Source organism: Cupriavidus sp. 2SB (assembly GCF_005503625.1).
Taxonomy (GTDB): domain Bacteria; phylum Pseudomonadota; class Gammaproteobacteria; order Burkholderiales; family Burkholderiaceae; genus Cupriavidus.
Genome location: NZ_SCMX01000046.1, coordinates 21,421 through 43,757, shown reverse-complemented (window position 1 = coordinate 43,757; position 22,337 = coordinate 21,421). Strand labels below are relative to the sequence as shown.

Here is a 22,337-nt window from a genome sequence, read left to right as displayed (position 1 = left end):
CACGTTGCCTGAACATTTTTTCATGCGGGCCGTCTTGTGGGGTATGCACGCGGACGGCTGCCATGGCGCCGGACCGCGCTACCTATCGATCACGTCCGACGCCCGTGCCAGACAACGACACCACTTCCTCCCTTGCCGGACATCCGGCCATGCAGTGGCAGCGGGCTCGCCCCTGGCTGAATGCCCCGTGCGAGCCATTTCCGCAATATCCCGTCACCACCGCCGGCACGCGCCACCCGCTGCGGCCGTCCAAGCCTGACGGGGTGGTCTACACCCGCCATATCCCCTGGCTCGACCAGACACTGACGTTCCGCGCGCTCGATATCGACGAGGACGTGACGCGCATGCACCGCTGGATGAACGATCCCGACGTGGCGCATTTCTGGCAGGAAGAAGGCGACATCGACCATCAGCGCGCCTACCTGCAGCGCGTGCATGCCGATCCACATGTCACACAGTTGATCGGATGCTTCGATGGCGAGCCGTTCGGATACTTCGAGGTCTACTGGGCACGCGAGGACCGCATCGCGCCATTCTGCGACGCCACCGACTACGACCGGGGCTGGCATGTGCTGGTGGGCGAGCCGGATTTTCGCGGCAAATCGTGGCTGACGGCATGGATGCCTTCGATTTCGCACTATCTGTTTCTCGACGATTGCCGCACCCAGCGGCTGGTCATCGAGCCGCGCGCGGACAACGCGAAAATGCGCAAGAGCCTGTCGCGCTGCGGCTACGACCTGGTCTGCGAGTTCGATTTCCCGCACAAACGCGCTGTGCTGGGCGTGCTGCCACGCGAGCGCTTTTTCGGCGAGGCGCTCTGGATGCCGCAGTCAGACGACACGGCCGATAACGTCGGCCATCCGACAACACTATCGCCCAAGGCTTCCCATGCAAGTTCATGACCTGATTGGCGTCGGCTTCGGGCCGTCCAATGTGGCGCTGGCCATCGCACTGGAAGAGCAGTGTGCGGGGCAGCAGCGCCCCGATGCGTTCTTCATCGAGAAGCAGCCGGCGTTTGCGTGGCACCCGGACATGCTGCTCGACAACTCGCACATGCAGATTTCCTTCCTCAAGGATCTGGCCACCCTGCGCAATCCCGCGAGTCGCTTCACGTTCATCGGCTATCTGCATCAGAAGGGGCGTCTGCAGGATTTCATCAACCTCAAGACGTTTTTCCCGAGCCGTCACGAGTTCAATGACTACCTGTCCTGGGCAGCCAGCCATTTCCAGGGCCAATGTGCCTATGGCGAGGAGGTGGTGGAGGTGACGCCCGAGCACCGGGACGGCGAAGTGGCGCTGCTACGTGTGCGATCCCGGACCGCGGACGGCGAAACGCGCGAACGCCTGGGCCGGAATCTGGTGGTGGGGGTGGGCGGCAGCCCCAATATTCCAGACAGTTTCCGCGCGTTGCGCGACGACGCTCGGGTGCTCCATTCGAGCCAGTACCTGCGCCGTATCGCGCAGCACGCTGCGCCCCGGCGCATCGCCGTGATCGGGGCAGGGCAGAGCGCCGCGGAGTTGTTCATGGATCTGCATGGCCGCTACCCCGAAGCACAGATCGACCTCGTGGTGCGCGCACATGCCATCCGGCCGTCCGACAACAGTCCATTCGTGAACGAGATCTTCAATGCAGACTATGTCGATCACGTGTTCCACCGTCCCGAAGACGAGCGCGAGGCCATGCTGCGCGAGTTCTGGCATACCAACTACGCCTGTCCGGACCTGGAACTGATCGAGAGCATCTTCAAGGTGTTCTACGAGCAACGGGTGCGCGGCGATCAACGCCACCGTCTGCTGCGCCGCCACGAAGTCTGCGGTGCGCAGGCCGACACCGACAGCGTCCGGCTCGATCTGCGCGACCTCAATGCTGGCCGCGCGAGCCAGAACCCCTATGACCTCGTGGTGCTGGCCACGGGCTATGCACGCGAACAGCATCGCTCGATCCTCGCGCAGCTCGAACCATGGGTGGGCGAATGCGCGGTAGACCGTGACTACCGGGTGCTCGCCACACCGGGCTTCCGGCCGGGGATCTTCCTGCAGGGTGCGTGCGAGACCAGCCATGGCATCAGCGATACCTTGCTGTCGGTGACTGCGATCCGCACGGGGGAAATCACGACGGCGCTGGAGGCAGCGGGGCGGCAGTCAGGGCGCTCCTTCGATGGCGAGCGACGCGCGGCGACGATCATGGCGTAATGCGGAAACGAAGCCTTGCTGCATAAAGAAATGCCACCGTCCAGGTGGCATTTTCTATTCCGTGGCGTCGCGTGGCCAGGGGGCGGGTGGCGAGGGTTCGGGTGCGCCGTCGAGATCGTTCACCGGCGGCACCAGCCCTGCCAGCAACCACAGCCGCGCGGCCTTGTCATAGGCGCGCCGGTGCGCGGGATCGGCCGCGAGCCATTCCATCATCCGGGCCCGTGCATCGTCGCTGAATCGCTCACGATCATGCTCACGTTGCACCCATGCCCAGGCCGTTGCCCAGGCGGCATCCTCGTTGTGTTGTGTCATGCGTGCCAATCCGATCCAGCGAAACGAAGCAAAGTGGCGGAATTTTGACACGTCAAGCACGCGTTGTCGCCCACGCCCTGTCACGGGAACATTTCAGCCGTTTACGAAGCTGGGCAGCGCGTCACGGAGTTAGTCCGCGTACATCAGCGTGCGGCAGGACTCGATGGCCCGCGCCGCGTCGGCCAGCAGCGCATTGACGAGGCCGAGCGCACAGCCCAGGTGTTCGGCAATCTGCCGCTGCGTCAGGCCCTGGATGCGGTACAGCTCGTGGGCTAGCCGCGTGCGGGCGGGAAGCTTCGACAGTTCGCGATCGATCGCGCAGAGCACCTCGTAGTCCTGGAAGGACTTGTGCGGCGAGGTGGCGCACGGCAACTCCAGTGTCTCGACCTCTATGTCATAGCAGCGATAGGACGATTCCAGGCTCTGCCGGCGGCAATGGTCCAGCGCCAGGTTCCGTACCACCTGGCAGCAATAGCAGAAGGGACGCTGGACTTCGCCCAGCCGGTCGCCATCCGACAAGCGGATCCAGGCGTCCTGGAGGATGTCTTCAGCGGTCTCGGGACTCCTGACAATGCCATGGGCAATCCGCCGCAGTTGGGCGCGATTGTCCATGAATACCTCGGCAAGCGTCGCTACGGGGGCGCTCGTCATCATGCTGGTCTCCCTGGTTGCAAATGCCAATACAAATGCAAATCATTCCTAATATGTCGCGAAGGACATACATTTAAAACTTGCCATCCGGGATGGCTTTGCTTTTTTGGATGCTTCTCAAGGTATGACGGACGAGCTTTCGGAATCCGCCAACTTTTTTGCGGAATCTCGCCATCGAGGATGTGCGGTCAGAACTCGAACTGCGCGCCGAGCTTGAATGTGCGGGGTGCGCCCTGCGTGAGGTAGGACGCGCTGGCCAGCCAATAAGCCCGGTTGGCAATGTTGTCGACGTTGAAGCGGACGATGGCGCGCGTACTGCCGAGACGCGTCTCGTATCGTAGACCCGCGTCGAATAGCGTGAACCCCGCCACGGTCGCGGTATTGGCCGCATCGATCGGCCGCGACCCGTAGTACTGGACACCGGCCGTGAGCGTGAAGCCGGTATCGGCCAGCCGGTACTCCGAATAGAGCTTGGCCTGCTGCCGCGGCGTGCCATCGACAAACTTGCCTGCCAGCCCCGCCGTGGCGGTCTCATTGCGGGCGTCGAGGAACATCACACTGCCGATCACCTGCCAGCGCGACGTCAGGCGGGCCTTCGCCAGCAGTTCCAGCCCGTTGTAGCGGGATTCCCCGTTCTGGGTGAAGACATTGTTGGCATCGGTATAGGTCAGGCCACGCCGAATCCGGAATACGGCGGCGCTGGCAGACCACCGGGCGCGTTCGGCCTTGATGCCAGCCTCGAGCTGTTTTGTCTTGAGCGGCGCGAACACCTCCTGCGCGTTGGCCGCGCTCAGAGGCGCCGTTGCGCCTTGCTCCAGGGCCTCGACGTAACTGGTGTAGACCGAGAGCCACGGCGACGGCTTCAGCACGACGGCGGCGGTTGGCGTATAGGCGCCCTTGTCGTAGCCGTTGACCGTATCCTTGAGGCCGTTGTGCCGCAGGCCGAGGATGACATCGACGTGATCGCCAAAATGGGCGGTGTCCGAGATGAACGCCGCGCGCTGGATCGTGTCGCTGCCCAGCGCATCGGCAGGCGGGACCGTGAGGCCGGGATTCGGGAAATTGCCGGGGCGAGACAGATTGCCCGTGCCGAGCACCGCCGAGGTGGAGCCGCTCGAATAGAAGGTGCGAATGCGCCCGTAGGAGAGTCCGAAAGTCAGGTCATGGGAGACCGGCCCGGTGCGCACCTTGCCCGTCACCAGTGCGCGGACGTCATCGGTGTCGAAGCGGTCCGTGCCGGCGTACTGGACTTCCGTGTAGTCGCCCGCCGCGTTGGCGAAGATCGAGCCATTGAGATAGCCACGGGTCATGACCGAACCACGATAGAGCAGGCTGGCACGCCAGTCGTCGGCAAAGGTCCATTCGACGCCGGTGCCGTACACCCACGAGCGCGTTTCGTAACGCGTGAATGGCGAGAAGATCCGCTTGCTGCCGGGGATGGCGGCCGGCGGTTGCGCCACGACGAAATCCGTGTCGCTGCCCGTGGCATTCGGAAAAATACCCCAGGTCGACGAGGCGGTGACCTGGCGATCGACGGCCAGCACATCGGCGCGCCAGACCAGCTTCGGCAGGATGCGCCAGTCGAGCGCCAGCGACGCGGAACCGCGCTGGACTCGCCCCCCGTCCTTGACGTAGCTGTCGCCGGTCTCGCCCACCACATTGACGCGATAGCCGAATCGGTCTTCCGATCCGAAACGTCCGCCCAGATCGCCGCCGAGCAGGAACGTGCCGCTATCCGTCACGGACGTCAACACGTTGCGAAGCGGGGTATCGGTCGGCCGCTTGCTGATGAAGTTCACGATCCCGCCCGGCTGCGCAAAGCCGTACAGGAAGCCACTGGCGCCCTTGAGCAACTGAATCTGCTCGAAGTGTTCAAGCGGCAGATCGCTGCTCCAGCTAAAGATATTGAGGCCGTCAACCTTGCGCCCGCTCAGGAGATCGAGTCCCACACCGCGCACCGCGATCTGCGAGGAGAGCCCGCCAATGTTGTTGCTGATCGGCGTGACCGAGGCATCGTTCTTCAGTGCGTCCACGAGCGAGTCGGCCTGCTGGTTATCCATCAGGTCTCGTGTCACCACCTCGATGCTGTAGGGCGCTTCGATGATGGGCCGGTCTCCCAGCACGCCCAGGCTCGCGGCCGGCGCGCGATAGTGGTCGATGTCGTCGGCCGCCCCCGTGACGATGACCGGCGTCAGGGTCGGGATCGGCACCGATGTCTCGGCGGTAGCGGGCGCGGGCAATGTGCGTGGGCGCAGCCAGTAGCTCCCGCCGGGGTTCGACACCGCCTCCACCGGCTGGCCGGCGAGCAGCACACGCAGCGCTTCCTCGACGGTATAGGTGCCCTGCAAGCCGGGACTGTCGAGTCCCACGGTCAGCGCGGGATCGACGGCGATCGGCACCCCCGCTTCATTGCCGAAACGGGCGAGGGTCACGTCCAGCGGACCGGGCCCGATCGAGAACGAGCGTGCGCCGGCAGCGGTCTGCGCCCAGGCGTTGCCCGCCATCGTCAGCGCAGCCGCGACGGACGCGGCCATGACGCTGGCGCGAAGCACGTCGGCGAGATGCGCGCTCACGAAACTGGGACGACCGGATCGACGAGGCACGATGACTGAGGCGGCGTAGGACTTCGGATGATTCGGGGTGCGGCGGGCCGTGATGGCACAGGGCTAGCGGGGGACGACTGTTACCCAGTACGGCGTGACCGAGCGTGTGCGCACGGGCAGGGCGTTCTCCAGTAACGCCAGTGCCGCGTCGGTGTCATCGAGGGGAAATGCGCCGGAGACACTGAGCGAGGCCAGCGCCGGATCGCAACGTAACAGGCCGGGACGATAGCGGGCAAGTTCCGCCACGAAAGCCGGCAGCGGCATGCGGCGCGCCACCAGCATCCCGTCGATCCACGACCGGATGGCGGGGTCCATCGGTGCGGGATCACCCACCGCGAGGGAACCAAAGCTGATTTGCTGACCCGCATCGATGCGCGACGACGCGCCGCCTTCCGACATCACACGCACGGCCCCGGCCGTGACACCCACCGTGATCGAGGCATCGCCCGTCGCCACATCGCGCACCACGAAGCGCGTGCCGAGCGGCGTGATCGTGCCGAATCGCGTGGCAACCACCAGCGGGCGCCCCTGGGCGTCTGGCGCGGTATGCACCTCGATCTCGCCTGCCCGGAGCCGAATCCGGCGATGCTGCGCGCCATATGCCACATCGATGGCGGACGCAGTGTTGAGCGTGACGACGGTGCCATCGGATAGCCGCAGCGTCCGTCTTTCTCCTGGCCCTGTGGAATGATCCGCAGCCATGCGGTCATAGGCGGCGGTCCGGGTCAGCATCCATCCGCTGGTCCCGGCGAGCGAAAGCGCACCGATGCCCGCCAGCGCCTTGAGGGCGCGGCGGCGCGAGGGAACGCGGGTATCCGCCTGCAAGGTCCGCCGCACGACGGCGGACGGCACACCGACCAGCCCCTGGCGAAGCTGACCGATGGTGTCGGTCATCATCTGCCACGCCATTTCGTGGCTGGGATCATCGACACGCCAGCGCGCACAGGCCGCCTGGTCGGCCGCGGTGGCTTCACCCGATTCAAAGGTGACCAGCCACATCGCGGCTTCTTCCAGAACTTCGTCGCTGGGTGGTGCCATCATCGTTGCAGCACGCGACAGCATTGCACGTAGGCTTTCGCCATCGCCTTCTGCACCATATTGACGGTGATGCCCATCTCGTCGGCAATGTCCCGATAGGGCAGACCATCGACCTGCGACAGCAGAAAAATATCGCGCACCCGCGCGGGCAGGCGATCCAGCGCGCAACTGATGGCGGTCAGGGATTCGAGAATCAGCGCCCGATCCTCAGGCGACGGGACGGTGGGCTCGGGCAGGCAGGCGAGCGCTTCCAGATAGGCACGCTCCAGCGCCTGCCGCCGAAAATAGTCTGCGGTCAGGTTCGTGGAAACGGTCGTGAGATAGGCGCGCGGCTCCCGCAGCGAAGCCGCATCGCCCGCATGGATCAGGCGTGCAAACGTATCGTGCGCCAGATCGGCAGCGCACTCCATGTTGCCCAGCTTGCGCGATAGCAGATTGAGCAGCCAACCATGGTGACTGCGGTAAATGCTCGCGATTGCATGCCTGCCGCTTGAAGCAGCCTCTGTCCCAGCCATGGCGTCGATCCCGTCGCGGCGCCACGGCGCCCTGCGTTATTGAGAACGATTTGCATTCTAAAGATTGTGCGATGCCGCTGCAACCGCGCAAATGGCAATTCTGCAAATTCTGCAAATGTGAGCGAAAGGGCGCGGCGCGGGGTGGCGGCATGCGACGTCTCCAGCCTTCCTCCCCGCCTTGGGGCCACGCATGACGCACATAGGGGAGAAAATGACCCCGGTGTTGGATGCTCCGGGTTTTCTGGCGCCGCAATGGCTACGCGTTCCGCTGCGACAACCGCGCCGGGGAGGCACGGTGCACGGCGCCCAGCACGTGATAGCCGGCCGGGGTCAGTTGCACCGCAGGCGACGCGGCCGGTGCGTGGGTCATGTCGATCAGGCGGCGGGTGGCAAGCGCGGCCAGGTCGCGCGGGTCGATATCGCGGCACGAACCCAGCGATCCCAGCACCATCAACGCGGCGATTTCGTGGGCACTCAACATGGCAACTCTCCCCTTGGCAGCAGCAACTCTGTGTGTCTCGTCTTTTGCCTTGTGAAGATAGCCACTGTGGAATCGTTAGTGCGCCAAAACCTGTAGCTGTTTGATAGCGATCAATTGAAAGGGTCGTATCCAAGCGGCCATGTGACGGGCCTCGTCCTGTCACCGTGCTTCATACATTGGCGCCACCGAGTGGGTCCCATGCGCTGCGCGCCTCCGTTCTCCACGCAGATTGGCGTTTACCCCGAATCGATGCACGAGCCGTGTAAGAACAGGGTAAGGGGGGCGCAGTACCTTGTCTCCGGGCCATGCGGCAAGTACCGCGTGGTGAAGCAAGGATGTGCAGGAGACAACGATGCAAGATGATCTGATCATGAAGTTGAAGGCCAGCCGGCAATATCGTGAACTGGTGCGGCGGCGTGGGCGGCTGGGATGGATGCTGACAGCGGTAATGCTCGTGGTGTACTACGGCTACGTGCTGGTCATTGCGTTCGACAAGGAACTGCTGGCCGCACGCGTGGGGCAGGGTGTGATGACCTGGGGCATGCCGATCGGGCTGTTCGTGATTCTTTTTACCGTGCTGCTCACGGGACTCTACGTGTGGCACGCCAACCGCGTGTACGACGACCTCACCGACCGCATCAAGCAGGAGGTCGCATGAAGTTTCAACATCTATCCGGCGCCGTCGCGCTGCTGCTTTCCGCCAGCGTCTTCGCTGCCGGGGGAGACTTGGGGCAGGCCGTGAAACAGGCCACCAACTGGACGGCCATCGGCATGTTCGTGGTGTTTGTGGTCGGTACGCTGTTCATCACCAAGTGGGCGGCCAAGAAGACCAAATCCGCCGCCACGTTCTACACCGGCGGTGGCATCACCGGCTTCCAGAACGGTCTGGCCATCGCGGGCGACTTCATGTCTGCAGCGTCCTTCCTCGGGATTTCCGCAGCCGTGTACACCAGCGGGTATGACGGACTGATCTATTCGATCGGCTTTCTCGTGGGGTGGCCAATCATCACGTTCCTGATGGCCGAGCGGCTGCGCAACCTGGGGCGCTTCACATTTGCCGACGTGGCCGCGTATCGATTCAAGCAGGCACCCATCCGAGCGTTCGCGGCATCCGGCACGCTGGTGGTGGTGGCGTTCTATCTCATCGCGCAGATGGTGGGGGCTGGCCAGTTGATCAAGTTGCTGTTCGGGCTCGAGTACTGGGTGGCAGTTGTCATCGTGGGCGCGCTGATGATGATCTACGTGCTGTTTGGTGGCATGACGGCCACCACATGGGTACAGATCATCAAGGCATGCCTGCTGCTGGGCGGCGCGTCGTTCATGGCGTTCATGGTGCTGGCCCAGTTCCATTTCAGCCCTGAGGCGCTGTTTGCCAAGGCGGTAGAAGTGCATGCGAAGAAGGACTCCATCATGAGTCCGGGCAACTTCATCAAGGATCCGATATCGGCCATCTCGTTCGGGATTGCGCTGATGTTCGGCACTGCCGGCCTGCCGCACATCCTGATGCGCTTTTTCACGGTGCCCAATGCCAAGGAAGCCCGCAAGTCAGTGTTCTGGGCGACCACCTGGATTGGCTATTTCTACATCCTCACGTTCATCATCGGCTTTGGTGCGATCGTGCTGGTGAGTACCAATGCCAGTTTTCAGGATGGCAGCGGCAAGCTGTTGGGCGGCGTCAACATGGCGGCCGTTCACCTGGCCAATGCGGTGGGTGGCAACGTCTTCCTGGGCTTTATCTCGGCCGTGGCATTCGCGACCATCCTGGCCGTTGTGGCAGGGCTGACGCTGGCGGGCGCCTCGGCGGTGTCCCACGACCTCTACCAGACCGTCTTCAAGCACGGCAAGGCAACCAGTGCCATGGAGTTGCGCGTGTCCAAGATCACCACGGTTGTGCTCGGCGTCATAGCCGTGGTGCTGGGCATCGTGTTCGAAAAGCAGAACATCGCGTTCATGGTGTCACTAGCGTTTGCGGTCGCGGCATCGGCCAACTTCCCGGTGCTCTTTCTCTCGGTGTTGTGGAAGGGCTGCACCACACGCGGTGCGATGATCGGTGGCTTCCTGGGCCTGTTGTCGGCGGTGGTACTCACCGTACTGTCGCAGGCAGTGTGGGTCGACGTGTTCCACTTCAAGAGCGCGCCGTTCCCCTACACCTCGCCGGCACTGTTCTCGATGACGATCGGATTCGTCGGCATCTGGCTGTTCTCGGTCACCGACAGGTCCAAACGGGCCCTGCTCGACAAGGCGGGATTCGAGGCGCAGGAACTGCGCTCGGAAACCGGCATCGGTGCAGGAGAAGCTGCCGCGCACTGAACGCAGGGTGTCTGACATGATCCGGCGCGGCATTGATGCAGGCCTGGCATACCACGTCGGCCATGTGCTCGAATGCGGGGCGCTCGCCTGCGATCCCGGCTCGCCGTCGGATTGTCTCGTTGCGGAGATCTACGACGATGACACCGCAGTGTTCGTGCCGCTGGACCCCGCGCGCCGCTGCACGCCCTATTTCGGTGCTTGGGGACGAAGCGGCGGCGTATCGCTATCTCCAGCGAGCTGGAATGGCAGCGATTGCCGTCCGCTACCCGACGTCACCACACGCGGGCGCTGACCTCAGGCCGTTGCTGTCGGACTCAGCACGGCCTTGCAGGCAATTTCGATCAACTGCGGCGGCATGGCCAGTCGGGAGACGCCGATCAGGTTGCTGGCACATTGCGGGCGCTCTGTGCCGTATGCCGCCTTGCGGACCTTGCCTGCCATGGCGAAGGCCGCGTCGACATCGAGAACGTAGACGGTCTCTTCCACGACATTGTCCAGCGTTGCGCCGAATCGACCGAGAAGGGTGGCGAGGTTCTCGTAGGTGGCACGCATCTGGGCTTCCATGGTGGAGAAGTCGCTCGGCTTGCCGTTCGCGTCAAGCGCGGCTGGCGCGATCAGATTGCCATGGCTGTCGTGGCTGAGTTGACCGGACACGTAGATGTCGTTACCTACCTGCACCGCTTTCGCATAGCCATAGGCGTCTTCCCACGGAACGCCCCAGTAGGCGGTTTTCTTTTCGGGCGAACCTGGTTGAGTCGTCATGCTTAAGCTCCTTGAGAAATGGCAACCGCAGAGTCGGTGCCCAGCTTGCAAAAGGGCTTCAGCCTAGCATTCCCAAAGCGGATTGCGCGCGCAAAACATGCGCTTCGACGCAGTATTTTTGCAGGGGAAGCGCCGGGTGGTGCGACCATCGTCTGCTGCCGTTACGCCCTCCGTCGTAGACAATCGAAACCCGTGTACGAATCGGGTTCAGGTGCCGGGGCGACGTGACCGTCGATCTCGTGCTGTCCTCGCAAACAGTTCGTTACGCGCGGACGCGGTAATCGCTGTCACGCATGGATGCGTGATGCGGCGTTCAACGGAGATGGCAAAGAACTCTTCTGCAACTTCCGAGGTCGCACCGAGTGCGCGCGCACCGAACTGGTTTTCGATGTCTTGCTCCAGCACGGTGGGTCCGATAAAGATGCCGAGCCCGCGACGGCCAAATTCCTTGGCGAGTGCGCTGTCATCGCATTCGCCAACGATGCGCGGGGTTAGCGACAGCGACTGCAGCCACTGCCGCAGTCGCTGCCCAACCGCGGAATCCTCTGCGGGCATGAGCATTGGCGCCCCGTCGAGACACGCAGGGAAGGGCTGCTTGCAGAGGTCGTGCAGCGCCGGGGCGGCAAAGAAGCTGATCCCCGAGCCGCCGAGCCGGTGATTGAAGGCGCGTATGCTGACCGCCGAAGGAATCGGCGCATCGGCGATGACGAGATCGATGCGGTGAAGGGCCAGTTCGGCAAGCAACAGTTCGAGCTTCCATTCGCGGCACACAATGCGGACGGGTCCAGGCAATTGCGTCGCCGGTTCGATCAGCCGGCAAGCGATGGTTTTCGGCACCGCGTCAGCAACGCCCACGCGGAATTCCAGGGGTTTGCCTTGGCAGGGCGACGCCCGTACGGCTTCCTCGAGTTCCGCGCCCATCGAGAAGATGGCTTCGGCATACCCCAACACCATGCGCCCCGATTCCGTGAGCTGCAAGCCACGGCCGCTCTTGGCGAATAGCGGTGTGCCGAGGCATGCCTCGAACAACTGAATTTGTCCGCTAATGGTCTGTGGCGACAGATGCAGGCGTTTGCTGGCCAGGCTGACGCTACCCAGCCTGGCTACGTGATAGAAGTAGTGCAGGTGCTTGTAGTTCATGAGGATTGCCCTTGTCGGCGCCTGGTCTTGCAGGCGAAATCCTCCCGTTTTTTCGAATGATGGTATCCGAACAATCTGCTTTTCGCTGGGAGGTTTACCCCCTAGATTGCAGTTATCGACTGCAGTGAGTGCAGACCACCAGGACCCCGGCGGTCGCGGTCCTGACGTGCGTGCACGCCCCTCCAGGAGGCACAGACATGGCCACGCTACTTGTACCTTGCGACGGTTCGCCGAGCGCATTGCTGGCGGTACGGCAGGCTATCGGAGAATACCTTCAGGGCGAGGCCCGTCATATCCATTTGTTGAACGTTCAGCCCCCGTTCTCGCGCAATGTGAACCACTACATCGAACGCACGCTACGCGACGACTTCCAGCGCGAACGTGCCGACGAGGAGCTTGCCGCGGCCAGAGCGATGTTCCATGCGGCTGGCGTGCCGTTTGCCGAGCACCTCCAGATAGGCGAGACGGTGCGGAGTATCGTGGATGTGGCGCAGCGGTTGCACTGCGACCGCGTGCTGATCGGCACCGCGCGCAAGAGCGCGCTGGTGCGTGCGGTGGAGCATTCCCTCACCAACCAGTTGCTGGAGAGTTGCCCCGTTCCCGTCGAGGTCATTGGCGGCCCGCCCGCCCCATTGATCGAGCGCGTCGGCATACCGGCAGGGTTGGGTGCCGGTCTCGCCTTGCTTCTGGCCAGTCAGGCATGAATGCCATCGCGCGTCGGAAACCTGCTCGGCGGCTGAGAGAGTAAAGCGCTTCCGCGCCGGATTCTGGATCGCCAATCTGCCGGCCGCTGCAAATCGGACGTACGGCCGGCATCCCTTGCCCACGCAATCATGATGATGGAATCGTTCGCTACCGGTCCGATGTGGGCTGGCTTCGTGGTGTTCGTGCTGACGATGTTGGCGCTGGACCTGTTCGTTTTCGGTGGCAACAAGGCGCATCGCGTCTCGGTCAGGGAAGCGGGCATCTGGGTCGTGGCATGGATGACGATGGCGGGCACGTTTGCCGGTCTGCTCTGGTGGTATCTCGACACGCATGCCAGCCGCGACATCGCCAACAGTAAGGCACTGGAGTTCATCACCGGCTACCTGATCGAACAGTCGCTGTCGATCGACAACATGTTTGTCTTCGTCATGATCTTCAGCTTCTTTGCGGTGCCCCCCGAATTGCAGCGGCGGGTGCTGCTCTACGGCGTACTCGGCGCCATCGTGATGCGTGCGGGCATGATCCTGGCCGGTGTATGGCTCGTCAGCGAATTCGCCTGGGTCCTGTATGTCTTCGGTGTCTTTCTGGTGATCACCGGCATCAAGATGCTTGTATTTGCGGAGAAACAGCCTGACCTGGAGAGGAATCCGCTATTGCGCTGGCTGCGCCGCCACATGCGCATCACAACTGCATTTCACAACGACAAGTTCTTTGTGCGGATCGACGGTATGCGTTGGGCCACGCCGATGTTCCTGGTGTTGATCATGATCGAGGCCAGCGACCTGGTCTTCGCCGTGGACAGCATCCCGGCAATCTTTGCGGTCACCACCGACCCCTTCATCGTCTTCACCTCCAACATCTTTGCCATCATGGGGTTGCGTGCACTCTATTTCCTGCTGGCAGACATGTCGCTGCGCTTTCACCTTCTCAAGTACGGGCTCGCCCTGGTGCTGATCTTCATCGGCGGCAAGATGTTGGCTGCCCCGTGGTTTCATATGCCCGTGCAATGGTCGCTCGCCATTGTCGGTACGGTGATCCTGCTATCCGTGCTGCTGAGTCTCAAGTTCTCGCCGCGCAGGCTTCGCGAGCGCGTTTCATGAAGGACGAAGCGCGTATCCCACGCTCCACCGTATCGAGGCGTCACCGTATTCAATGTCTGGCGCTCTCCGCGTCGCCGTATATCGCACTCGATACGGTCCGCAGTGCTTCGGCCATCTGCTCGGCGGCCGGAGACAGCAGCCGGTCAGTGCGCGTGATGATGCCGAAATCATCCATGTGGCAAGGCACGTCGAGCGGCAGGATTGCCACCATGCCGTGCCTGGCGTAGTACGCGGCGACATCGGCGGCCAGCACGCCCAGCATGTCGCTGGACTCGATCATCTGCGTCACGAACAACAGCGCGGCAGTTTCCACGACATTGGTGGGTGGAATCAGGCTGGCGCGCTGGAACATCAGGTCGAAGCGGTGGCGCAGCACGCTGCCTGCTGGCGGGACGATCCAGCCCGCGCGTTCGAGATCGGCCAGCGACAGCGCCGCCGCGCGCAGCAGCGGATGATCGCGGCGTACCACCACGCAGACAGGCTCGGCGGCCAGTGGCTCGTAGCGCAGGTGCAGCTTGTCATGCTCGGCGAACAGGCGTGCCACCACGAGGTCGAGCTTCTCCTGTGCCAGCCGTTCAAGCAGTACGTTGCTGTTCTCGATTTCCAGCGATATGCGCAGGCCGGGGCTTTCCCGCTTGAGCATTGCCACGGCCGGTGGCAGTAGCGTGACGCCAGGCGAGGTGATCGCGCCAACGGCCACGTGGCCGAGCCGCCCGGCCTGCAGCGCCATGACCTCCTCCTGCGCCTGATCCAGGCTGCCGACCACCGCGCGCGCATGACGGATCATGGCGTCGCCATAGCGTGTTGGCCGCATCCCGCGTGGCAAGCGTTCGAACAGCGGAACGCCCAGCATTTCCTCGAGTTCACGAAGCAGCTTAGATGCCGCCGGCTGGGTCATGTTCAGCACGGCAGCGGCGCGGTGGATGTTGCCTTCTTCGGCCAACGCCACGAGCAACAGCAACTGCCGTGTCTTGAGACGGGCGCGGATGTACCACGGGGGAGCGGTGGGCATAGGGTTATTACCAATGCGTGAATCGGTATCGCAGCGGCGTGCTTTTTCATTGGAAGCATATCCGATAGGTGCGTAGACTGCCGCTCATTCGAAAACAACAATCGCCCGCGCCACTCGCGCACCCCGGGCGGGAGACGCCCTTCATTGCCCCAACCCGATGTCATGCCCGACGCCGGCCTCGTGTCCCGCCTCGCCGCATGCGTCCGCCGTATTCAGGAACCCTCATGCCGGATTCGAAACCCAAGCTCCGCTCCACCCACTGGTTCGGCACCGCCGACAAGAACGGCTTCATGTACCGAAGCTGGATGAAGAACCAGGGAATTCCCAATCACGAGTTCGATGGCCGGCCGATCATTGGCATCTGCAATACGTGGTCGGAACTGACACCCTGTAACGCGCACTTCCGGAAAATTGCCGAACACGTGAAGCGCGGCGTCTACGAGGCGGGCGGTTTCCCGGTGGAATTTCCGGTGTTTTCGAGCGGCGAATCGAACCTGCGTCCCACGGCGATGCTCACGCGCAACCTGGCGGCGATGGACGTCGAGGAAGCCATCCGGGGCAACCCCGTCGATGCCGTGGTGCTGCTGGCCGGTTGCGACAAGACCACGCCGGCGCTGCTGATGGGCGCGGCAAGCTGCGATGTCCCGGCCATCGTGGTCAGCGGGGGACCGATGCTCAACGGCAAGCTCGACGGCAAGGACATCGGCTCAGGCACGGCGGTCTGGCAGTTGCATGAATCGCTCAAGGCCGGCGAGATCGACCTGCATCACTTCTTGTCGGCCGAAGCCGGCATGTCGCGTTCGGCTGGCACCTGCAACACCATGGGCACCGCATCCACCATGGCCTGCATGGCCGAGGCGTTAGGCGTCACGCTGCCGCACAACGCGGCAATTCCGGCGGTGGACGCACGCCGCTACGTGCTGGCGCACATGTCCGGTATCCGCATCGTCGAGATGGCGCTGGAAGGGCTGTGCCTGTCCAAAGTACTGACGCGCGAAGCGTTCGAGAACGCGATCCGCACCAACGCGGCCATCGGAGGTTCTACCAACGCCGTGATCCACCTGAAGGCCATCGCGGGCCGCATGGGCGTGCCGCTGGAACTGGAGGACTGGACCCGCATTGGCCGCGATACGCCGACCATTGTCGATCTGCAACCGTCCGGCCGTTTCCTGATGGAGGAGTTCTACTACGCGGGCGGATTGCCTGCGGTGCTGCGCCGGCTGGGCGAAGCGGGGCTGCTGCCGAATCCGGATGCGCTGACCGTCAATGGCCGCTCGCTGTGGGACAACGTCCGCGAGGCGCCCAATTTCAATGACGAGGTCATCCGCCCGCTCGACCAACCGCTGATTGCCGATGGCGGCATCCGCGTGCTGCGCGGCAACCTGGCGCCACGCGGTGCGGTACTCAAGCCGTCGGCCGCCACGCCTGAACTGCTGAAGCACCGTGGCCGCGCCGTGGTGTTCGAGAACCTGGAGCACTACAAGGCGCGCATCGTCGATGAGTCGCTCGATGTCGATGCCGACTCGATACTCGTGATGAAGAACTGCGGACCCAAGGGCTATCCCGGCATGGCCGAGGTGGGCAACATGGGCCTGCCACCCAAGCTGTTGCGCCAGGGCGTCAAGGACATGGTGCGGATCTCCGATGCGCGCATGAGCGGCACCGCCTACGGCACCGTGGTGCTGCACGTAGCGCCCGAGGCCGCGGCCGGTGGCCCGCTGGCTGCCGTGCGCGATGGCGACTGGATCGAACTCGACTGCGACGCCGGCACGCTGCACCTCGACATCACGCAGGAGGAACTGGCAGACCGTATGGAGGGATTCCAGCCGCCGGGTCCCGATGGACGGGCCGGGCAGGGCGGCTACCAACGGCTCTATGTGCAGCACGTCCTGCAGGCCGACGAGGGCTGCGATCTCGACTTCCTGGTAGGTTGCCGCGGCGCTGACGTGCCGCGCCATTCCCACTGAACAAACCAAAAACAAGACGAGGAGACAACGATGAGCAATCAATCGGAAGAGTCGCGCATCATCGCGATGCTGACGCGCAAGTTGATACCGTTCCTGGCGTTGATTTACGTGGTGGCCTATATCGACCGTTCGGTGGTGGGCTTTGCCAAGCTGCACATGAACGCGGCGGCTGGCATCAGCGATGCCGCCTACGGGCTGGGCGCCGGACTGTTTTTCGTCGGCTACTTCCTGTGCGAGGTGCCGAGCAACCTGGCCCTGGAGCGCTTCGGTGCGCGCCGCTGGTTTGCGCGCATCCTGTTCACCTGGGGCGTCATCACGATGCTGATGGCGCTGATCCACAACGCCACCACGTTCTACGTGCTGCGATTCCTGCTGGGTGCGGCGGAGGCGGGGCTGTATCCGGGCATTCTGTACTTCCTGACCAAGTGGTTCCCGATGCGGCACCGCGCACGCATCATCGGATTGCTGGTGCTGGCGCAACCCATCGCGCTGATCATTACCGGCCCCATCGCCGGCTGGGTGCTGTCGACGCCGGGCCTGTTCGGGCTGTCGAACTGGCAGACGCTGTTTGTCATCAGCGGTCTTCCTGCCGTACTGCTCTGCGTTCCTACGCTGCGGTTGATCCCGGAGTCTCCCGCCGACGCGAAGTGGCTGGCGGCGGGAGACCGGGCATGGATCGAGCGCGAACTGGGAGCCGACCAGAAGACTTTCGGGCTGAAGTCGCACGGCAACCCGCTGGCTGCGCTCAAGGACAAGCGCGTGCTGTTGCTGTCGCTGCTGTTCCTGCCTTTCCCGCTGAGTATCTACGGGCTGTCGCTGTGGCTGCCGACGATCATCAAGCAATTCGGCGTCAGCGACGTGACCACAGGCTGGTTGTCGGCAATCCCCTACCTGTTCGCCGTGGCGGGGCTCTACCTGGTGCCGCGCCATTCCGACCGCAAGGGTGAGCGCTACTGGCATATCGTGGTGGTCTCGGCGGCAGCGGCGGTCACCATGGCGGCCAGCGCCTGGGTGCAAACGCCAGCGCTGCAATTCCTGTTCATCTGCCTGACCGCATTCTCGATCTATTCGATCCAGGCCGTGGTCTGGGCGCTGCCGGGCCAGTTCCTGACCGGGGCCAGCGCGGCGGTGGGCATTGCCACGATCAACTCGCTGGCGAACCTGGGCGGCTACCTGGGCCCGTTCGGTATCGGCGTGATCAAGGACGCCACGGGCAGCCTGGCCGCCGGCCTCTACTTCCTCGCCGCGATGCTGTTGTTCGCGGTCGTCATGACCTTTGTGGTACGCGCCGCGCTGGAACCGCGCCCGGCCGCGGCGCCTGCGCCGCACACCGCCACCTGAACGCCATCTGAAGGAACCGCCATGCCCAACCTGCAGAACCCGCGCTATCGCGGCATCTTCCCTGTGGTGCCCACCACGTTCGACGAAGCGGGTGAGCTCGACCTCGAGAGTCAGAAGCGCGCGGTCGACTTCATGATCGATGCGGGGTCGGACGGCCTGTGCATCCTGGCCAATTTCTCGGAGCAGTTCGCTGTCACCGACGACGAACGCGAGGTGCTGACTCGCACGGTGCTTGAACACGTGGCCGGGCGCGTGCCGGTGATCGTCACGACCACGCACTACGCTACGCGCATTTGCATCGAGCGTAGCCTGCACGCCCAGCGAATGGGCGCAGCGATGGTCATGGTGATGCCGCCTTACCACGGTGCCACGTTCCGTGTGCCGGAAGCCGGCATCTACGACTTCTATGCGCGGCTGTCGGACGCAATCGACATCCCGATCATGATCCAGGACGCGCCAGCCAGTGGCACGGTGCTGTCGGCGCCGTTCCTGGCACGCATGGCGCGCGAGATCGGGCAGGTGTCGTATTTCAAGATCGAAACGCCGGGGGCGGCCAACAAGCTGCGGGAGTTGATCCGCCTGGGTGGCGATGCAGTGGAAGGTCCATGGGACGGCGAGGAGGCCATTACGCTGCTGGCCGATCTCGAAGCAGGGGCGACCGGCGCGATGACCGGCGGCGGCTTCCCGGACGGTATCCGGCCGATCCTGAACGCCCATCGGAATGGCGACGCCGAACTGGCCTTTACGCTGTACCAGCGATGGCTCCCCTTGATCAATCATGAGAACCGCCAGGGGGGCATCCTGACCGCGAAGGCGCTCATGAAGGAAGGTGGCGTGATTGCGTGCGAAGCACCGCGCCATCCCATGCCGGCCATGCACCCTGAAACCCGCAAGGAACTGCTCGCGATTGCGCGACGGCTCGATCCGCTTGTGCTGCGCTGGGGTGGCTGATCCTGGGCTGAGTCGCATCGCCCCATCGGCCTAGGCTGCAACACCCCGGAAGATCACGGTCTTCCGGGGTGTTGTCTTTATAGGCACGCCAATCACCTGGCTCCACCCTCTGCGGATTCGTCCGGGATTTCCCCTAGCTTTGCCCAAATACATCACGACATGATGTATTGTCACGCTCTCCCGTGCATCAAAGCCGCCAGCAGAGGTCGGTGCGCAAGGGGCGCGGCAGGCATTTCTGCCGGACATATGGATACGGATACGGGGACGAAGATATGCAAATTCGGAGGCAGACGGACTTCTTGTCCGGACTGATGTTTATCGCGGTGGGACTCGCTTTTTCATGGGTCGCGCGCGGTTACACGATGGGGACGGCGGCGCGCATGGGGCCAGGCTATTTCCCGTTCTGGCTGGGCATCGTGCTTGCGCTGCTGGGTGTCGTGGTGGCGGTTGGATCGGTGTCGGTCAAGGCCGAAGCGGATCGCATGGCGCGTTGGGATATCAAGACGCTGTTGTGGGTGCTGGGATCGGTGGTGCTGTTCGGATTGATCCTCAAGCCGCTCGGCATGGTGCTGTCGGTGCTGGTGCTTGTGCTGGTGTCGTCGATGGCCAGTCACGAGTTCAGCTGGAAGGGCGCGATATTGAACGCGGTGGTGCTGGTGATCATCAGCACGTTCGCATTCGTGTATGGCATCAACCTGCAGATGCCGGTATGGCCGGCATTCCTCGCCAACTAGGAGACCCACGATGGAACTGTTGAGCCATTTGTCGCTGGGGTTCTCCACGGCGCTATCGCTGCAGAATCTCGCTTACGCTTTTCTCGGCTGCGTGCTCGGCACGCTGATTGGCGTGCTGCCGGGCCTGGGGCCGCTGGCCACCATCGCCATGTTGCTGCCGGTGACATACACGCTGCCGCCGGTGGCAGCGCTGATCATGCTGGCCGGTATTTACTACGGCGCGCAGTATGGCGGCTCCACGACCGCGATTCTCGTCAACCTGCCGGGCGAATCCTCGTCGGTCTGTACCACGCTCGACGGCTACCAGATGGCTCGTCGCGGTCGTGCGGGTGTGGCGTTGGCAACGGCTGGCATCGGATCGTTCTTTGCTGGCAGCGTCGCCACGCTGATCCTTGCGGCGTTTGCCACGCCGCTGTCCGAACTGGCTTTCAAGTTCGGGCCAGCCGAGTACTTCTCGCTGATGGTGCTCGGGCTGATCGGGGCGGTGGTGCTGGCGTCGGGGTCACTGGTCAAGGCGGTGGCCATGATCGTGCTGGGCCTGTTGCTTGGCCTGGTGGGCACCGATGTCAATTCGGGCGCGGCACGATTCTCGTTCGACGTGCCCGAACTGACCGACGGTATCAGCATCACCGCGCTGGCGATGGGCCTGTTCGGTTTCGCGGAGATCATCGCCAACCTGGAGCAGAAGGAGACACGCGAGACGTTCACGGACAGGGTGACCGGACTGTTCCCCACGCGGGAAGACTTCCGGCGCATGATTCCGGCCATCCTGCGTGGCACGATGCTGGGTTCGGCGCTCGGCATCCTGCCCGGCGGTGGCGCGTCGCTGGCATCGTTCGCGGCGTATTCGCTGGAAAAGAAGACGTCGAAGTATTCGCACGAATTCGGCAAGGGTGCCGTGGAAGGCGTGGCCGGTCCCGAGTCCGCCAACAACGCGGCCGCGCAGACCTCCTTCATTCCGCTGCTCACGCTGGGCATTCCGCCTAACGCCGTGATGGCGCTGATGGTGGGTGCCATGACGATTCACAACATCCAGCCGGGTCCGCAGGTGATGACCAGCAACCCGTCGCTGTTCTGGGGCCTGATCGCTTCGATGTGGATCGGCAACTTCATGCTGGTGGTGCTGAACCTGCCGCTGATCGGCATCTGGGTGAAGCTGTTGACGGTGCCCTATCGCTTTCTGTATCCGGCGATCCTGGTGTTCTGCAGCATCGGTGTCTACTCGGTCAACAACACCGTGTTCGACGTCTTCGTGGCAGCCGCCTGCGGCATGGTGGGCTACCTGTTCCTGAAGTTGCGCTGCGAACCTGCGCCGTTGCTGCTCGGCTTCGTGCTCGGCCCGATGATGGAGGAGAACTTCCGCCGCACGTTGTTGCTGTCGCGTGGAGATTTCTCGGTGTTCGTCTCGCGCCCGCTCTCGCTGGGGTTGCTGGTGGCAGCACTCGCGCTGGTTGCGGTGGTGGCGCTGCCGTCGATCAAGGCGAAGCGCGAGGAGGCTTTCCAGGAAGAGTAGGGCTGTGTCGGGTCGGGTGCCGTCAGGTGCCCGGCCCCAATGCCGCCGGCAATTTCCTGACCACGTGCGCGAGCATGCTCTTGGCAACGGGCGAGAGCGGACGTCCGGCGCGCGTGACCACGTGGATGCGGCTGTTGTTCAGGATGGGATTGGCCAGCGCGATCGGTACGAGATCGGCAAACTGCGTACCCTTCAGTGGCACGGAGCGCGGCGTCATGATGTAGCCAAGGCCCAGCGCCGCGAATTCCCACAAGACGCGGAACGAGTTCGTTTCCACCATGGGTCTCAGCGTCACGTGCTCGTCCAGTTCCGCCGCCTGGACGTGCTTGCGCACACCGAACGATCCCACGAGCGCGGCACCCTGATGCGGCGCCAACTCCGCCAGCGTCAGCGCTTTGCGGCGCTTGGCCAGCGGATGGTCGCGGCGGACGTAGACGCGGATCGGAGACAGCCGGGAGTAGTGGGACCGCAAGCGGTCATCGTTGGGCGGCTGAAACACCAGACCGATATGCGCCATGTCTTCAACAAGCCAGCGCACCGAATCCTCCGTGCCGGCAACCCGCAGGTTGTACGTGACGCCTGGCCGGTCGCGCATGAAATCGCTCAATACCGGCTCCAGCACCATATCGACAAAGCCTTCGCCGAATACCAGTTCGATGTGACCTTGCTGCGCATTCTTCAGGCTATCCATCTCCGCCAGGAACGTCTCGTGCAGGTCTTGCTGGCGGCGCGCGAACAGGGCCAGCATGCGGCCTGCGTCAGTGACGACCACGCCACGGCCGCGACGCTCCAGCAGGGTAAGCCCTGTGTCCTGTTCGAGCCGGGCCACGGCCCGGCTGACCATGGACGGATCGACAGATAGCGCGTCCGCCGCGCCGCGCACCGATCCCGTCTCGATGATCTGCAGCAGGCACAGCGCCCGCTTGCGGTCCAGTACGTCTTCCATAGGTTTCCGGCGCTTTGATTGCGGTGATGACTGCGGTGTTGACTGCGGTGTTGACTGCGGTTC

The 22,337-nt window shown here is 63.5% G+C and carries 22 protein-coding genes; 12 read left to right on the top strand and 10 right to left on the bottom strand.

Annotated features, from left to right (window positions below):
• Window positions 1-62 precede the first annotated feature (62 nt).
• Both FFS21_RS20295 and FFS21_RS20290 read left to right on the top strand, forming a co-directional pair.
• Window positions 63-902 (top strand): GNAT family N-acetyltransferase, encoded by an 840-nt coding sequence (locus FFS21_RS20295; protein ID WP_502705188.1) that lies wholly within the window; start codon window positions 63-65, stop codon window positions 900-902.
• Window positions 889-2,193 (top strand): lysine N(6)-hydroxylase/L-ornithine N(5)-oxygenase family protein, encoded by a 1,305-nt coding sequence (locus FFS21_RS20290; RefSeq protein ID WP_137926586.1) that lies wholly within the window; start codon window positions 889-891, stop codon window positions 2,191-2,193. The genes FFS21_RS20295 and FFS21_RS20290 overlap by 14 nt, the downstream gene beginning before the upstream one ends.
• Window positions 2,194-2,247: 54 nt before the next feature.
• On the opposite strand, the gene FFS21_RS20285 is transcribed toward FFS21_RS20290, so the two are convergent.
• The 6 genes from FFS21_RS20285 to FFS21_RS20260 form a co-directional block, all read right to left on the bottom strand.
• Entirely contained in the window at window positions 2,248-2,505 is a 258-nt protein-coding gene (locus FFS21_RS20285; RefSeq protein ID WP_137926585.1) for a DUF4880 domain-containing protein, read from the bottom strand.
• A gap of 129 nt (window positions 2,506-2,634) precedes the next feature.
• A complete protein-coding gene (locus FFS21_RS20280) occupies window positions 2,635-3,159 on the bottom strand; it encodes a sigma-70 family RNA polymerase sigma factor (protein ID WP_137926584.1) in 525 nt (174 codons plus the stop codon).
• 185 nt (window positions 3,160-3,344) lie between these two features.
• On the bottom strand, window positions 3,345-5,729 hold the full coding sequence (locus tag FFS21_RS20275) for a TonB-dependent siderophore receptor (protein WP_137926583.1): 2,385 nt from the start codon (window positions 5,727-5,729) through the stop codon (window positions 3,345-3,347).
• 93 nt (window positions 5,730-5,822) lie between these two features.
• The gene (locus FFS21_RS20270) at window positions 5,823-6,821 is read right to left on the bottom strand and encodes a FecR domain-containing protein (protein ID WP_137926582.1); all 999 of its coding nucleotides are present in this window, start codon (window positions 6,819-6,821) and stop codon (window positions 5,823-5,825) included.
• Entirely contained in the window at window positions 6,797-7,312 is a 516-nt protein-coding gene (locus FFS21_RS20265; RefSeq protein ID WP_137926581.1) for a sigma-70 family RNA polymerase sigma factor, read from the bottom strand. The genes FFS21_RS20270 and FFS21_RS20265 overlap by 25 nt, the downstream gene beginning before the upstream one ends.
• A 256-nt stretch (window positions 7,313-7,568) precedes the next feature.
• Window positions 7,569-7,793, bottom strand: a complete 225-nt coding sequence (locus tag FFS21_RS20260) for a hypothetical protein (protein ID WP_137926580.1) — start codon at window positions 7,791-7,793, stop codon at window positions 7,569-7,571.
• 352 nt (window positions 7,794-8,145) lie between these two features.
• Between FFS21_RS20260 and FFS21_RS20255 the strand changes: the two genes are divergently transcribed.
• The 3 genes from FFS21_RS20255 to FFS21_RS32280 are packed head-to-tail and all read left to right on the top strand — an operon-like array spanning window position 8,146 to window position 10,395.
• Window positions 8,146-8,451, top strand: coding sequence for a DUF485 domain-containing protein (locus FFS21_RS20255; protein WP_137926579.1), 306 nt, complete (start codon window positions 8,146-8,148; stop codon window positions 8,449-8,451).
• Window positions 8,448-10,103 carry a cation acetate symporter gene (locus FFS21_RS20250; RefSeq protein ID WP_137926578.1) on the top strand — a complete coding sequence of 552 codons (1,656 nt, stop codon included), beginning with the start codon at window positions 8,448-8,450 and terminating at the stop codon, window positions 10,101-10,103. Before FFS21_RS20255 ends, FFS21_RS20250 begins: the two co-directional genes overlap by 4 nt.
• Window positions 10,104-10,110: 7 nt before the next feature.
• Window positions 10,111-10,395, top strand: coding sequence for a hypothetical protein (locus FFS21_RS32280; protein WP_212745257.1), 285 nt, complete (start codon window positions 10,111-10,113; stop codon window positions 10,393-10,395).
• 2 nt (window positions 10,396-10,397) lie between these two features.
• Here FFS21_RS32280 and FFS21_RS20240 read toward each other — a convergent pair whose 3' ends face one another.
• Window positions 10,398-10,865 carry a Rid family hydrolase gene (locus FFS21_RS20240; RefSeq protein WP_137926577.1) on the bottom strand — a complete coding sequence of 156 codons (468 nt, stop codon included), beginning with the start codon at window positions 10,863-10,865 and terminating at the stop codon, window positions 10,398-10,400.
• Window positions 10,866-11,072: 207 nt separating this feature from the next.
• Window positions 11,073-12,005 (bottom strand): transcriptional activator NhaR, encoded by a 933-nt coding sequence (gene nhaR / locus FFS21_RS20235; RefSeq protein WP_137926576.1) that lies wholly within the window; start codon window positions 12,003-12,005, stop codon window positions 11,073-11,075.
• A 197-nt stretch (window positions 12,006-12,202) separates the two neighbouring features.
• Between nhaR and FFS21_RS20230 the strand changes: the two genes are divergently transcribed.
• Both FFS21_RS20230 and FFS21_RS20225 read left to right on the top strand, forming a co-directional pair.
• On the top strand, window positions 12,203-12,709 hold the full coding sequence (locus FFS21_RS20230) for a universal stress protein (protein ID WP_137926575.1): 507 nt from the start codon (window positions 12,203-12,205) through the stop codon (window positions 12,707-12,709).
• 135 nt (window positions 12,710-12,844) lie between these two features.
• Entirely contained in the window at window positions 12,845-13,810 is a 966-nt protein-coding gene (locus FFS21_RS20225; protein WP_171020455.1) for a TerC family protein, read from the top strand.
• Window positions 13,811-13,859: 49 nt separating this feature from the next.
• Here the strand turns inward: FFS21_RS20225 and FFS21_RS20220 are convergent, their stop codons facing one another.
• Window positions 13,860-14,822 carry a LysR family transcriptional regulator gene (locus FFS21_RS20220; protein WP_137926573.1) on the bottom strand — a complete coding sequence of 321 codons (963 nt, stop codon included), beginning with the start codon at window positions 14,820-14,822 and terminating at the stop codon, window positions 13,860-13,862.
• 224 nt (window positions 14,823-15,046) lie between these two features.
• Here FFS21_RS20220 and FFS21_RS20215 point away from each other — a divergent pair, with 224 nt between their 5' ends.
• From FFS21_RS20215 to FFS21_RS20195, 5 genes are all read left to right on the top strand, one after another.
• On the top strand, window positions 15,047-16,789 hold the full coding sequence (locus FFS21_RS20215; protein WP_137926572.1) for an IlvD/Edd family dehydratase: 1,743 nt from the start codon (window positions 15,047-15,049) through the stop codon (window positions 16,787-16,789).
• A 30-nt stretch (window positions 16,790-16,819) separates the two neighbouring features.
• Entirely contained in the window at window positions 16,820-18,130 is a 1,311-nt protein-coding gene (locus FFS21_RS20210; protein ID WP_137926571.1) for an MFS transporter, read from the top strand.
• A gap of 21 nt (window positions 18,131-18,151) precedes the next feature.
• A complete protein-coding gene (locus FFS21_RS20205; protein WP_137926570.1) occupies window positions 18,152-19,081 on the top strand; it encodes a dihydrodipicolinate synthase family protein in 930 nt (309 codons plus the stop codon).
• Window positions 19,082-19,353: 272 nt separating this feature from the next.
• A complete protein-coding gene (locus FFS21_RS20200; protein ID WP_137926569.1) occupies window positions 19,354-19,815 on the top strand; it encodes a tripartite tricarboxylate transporter TctB family protein in 462 nt (153 codons plus the stop codon).
• 10 nt (window positions 19,816-19,825) lie between these two features.
• The gene (locus tag FFS21_RS20195) at window positions 19,826-21,328 is read left to right on the top strand and encodes a tripartite tricarboxylate transporter permease (protein ID WP_137926568.1); all 1,503 of its coding nucleotides are present in this window, start codon (window positions 19,826-19,828) and stop codon (window positions 21,326-21,328) included.
• A 22-nt stretch (window positions 21,329-21,350) separates the two neighbouring features.
• Here FFS21_RS20195 and FFS21_RS20190 read toward each other — a convergent pair whose 3' ends face one another.
• A complete protein-coding gene (locus tag FFS21_RS20190) occupies window positions 21,351-22,274 on the bottom strand; it encodes a LysR family transcriptional regulator (protein ID WP_137926567.1) in 924 nt (307 codons plus the stop codon).
• Window positions 22,275-22,337: the final 63 nt, after the last annotated feature.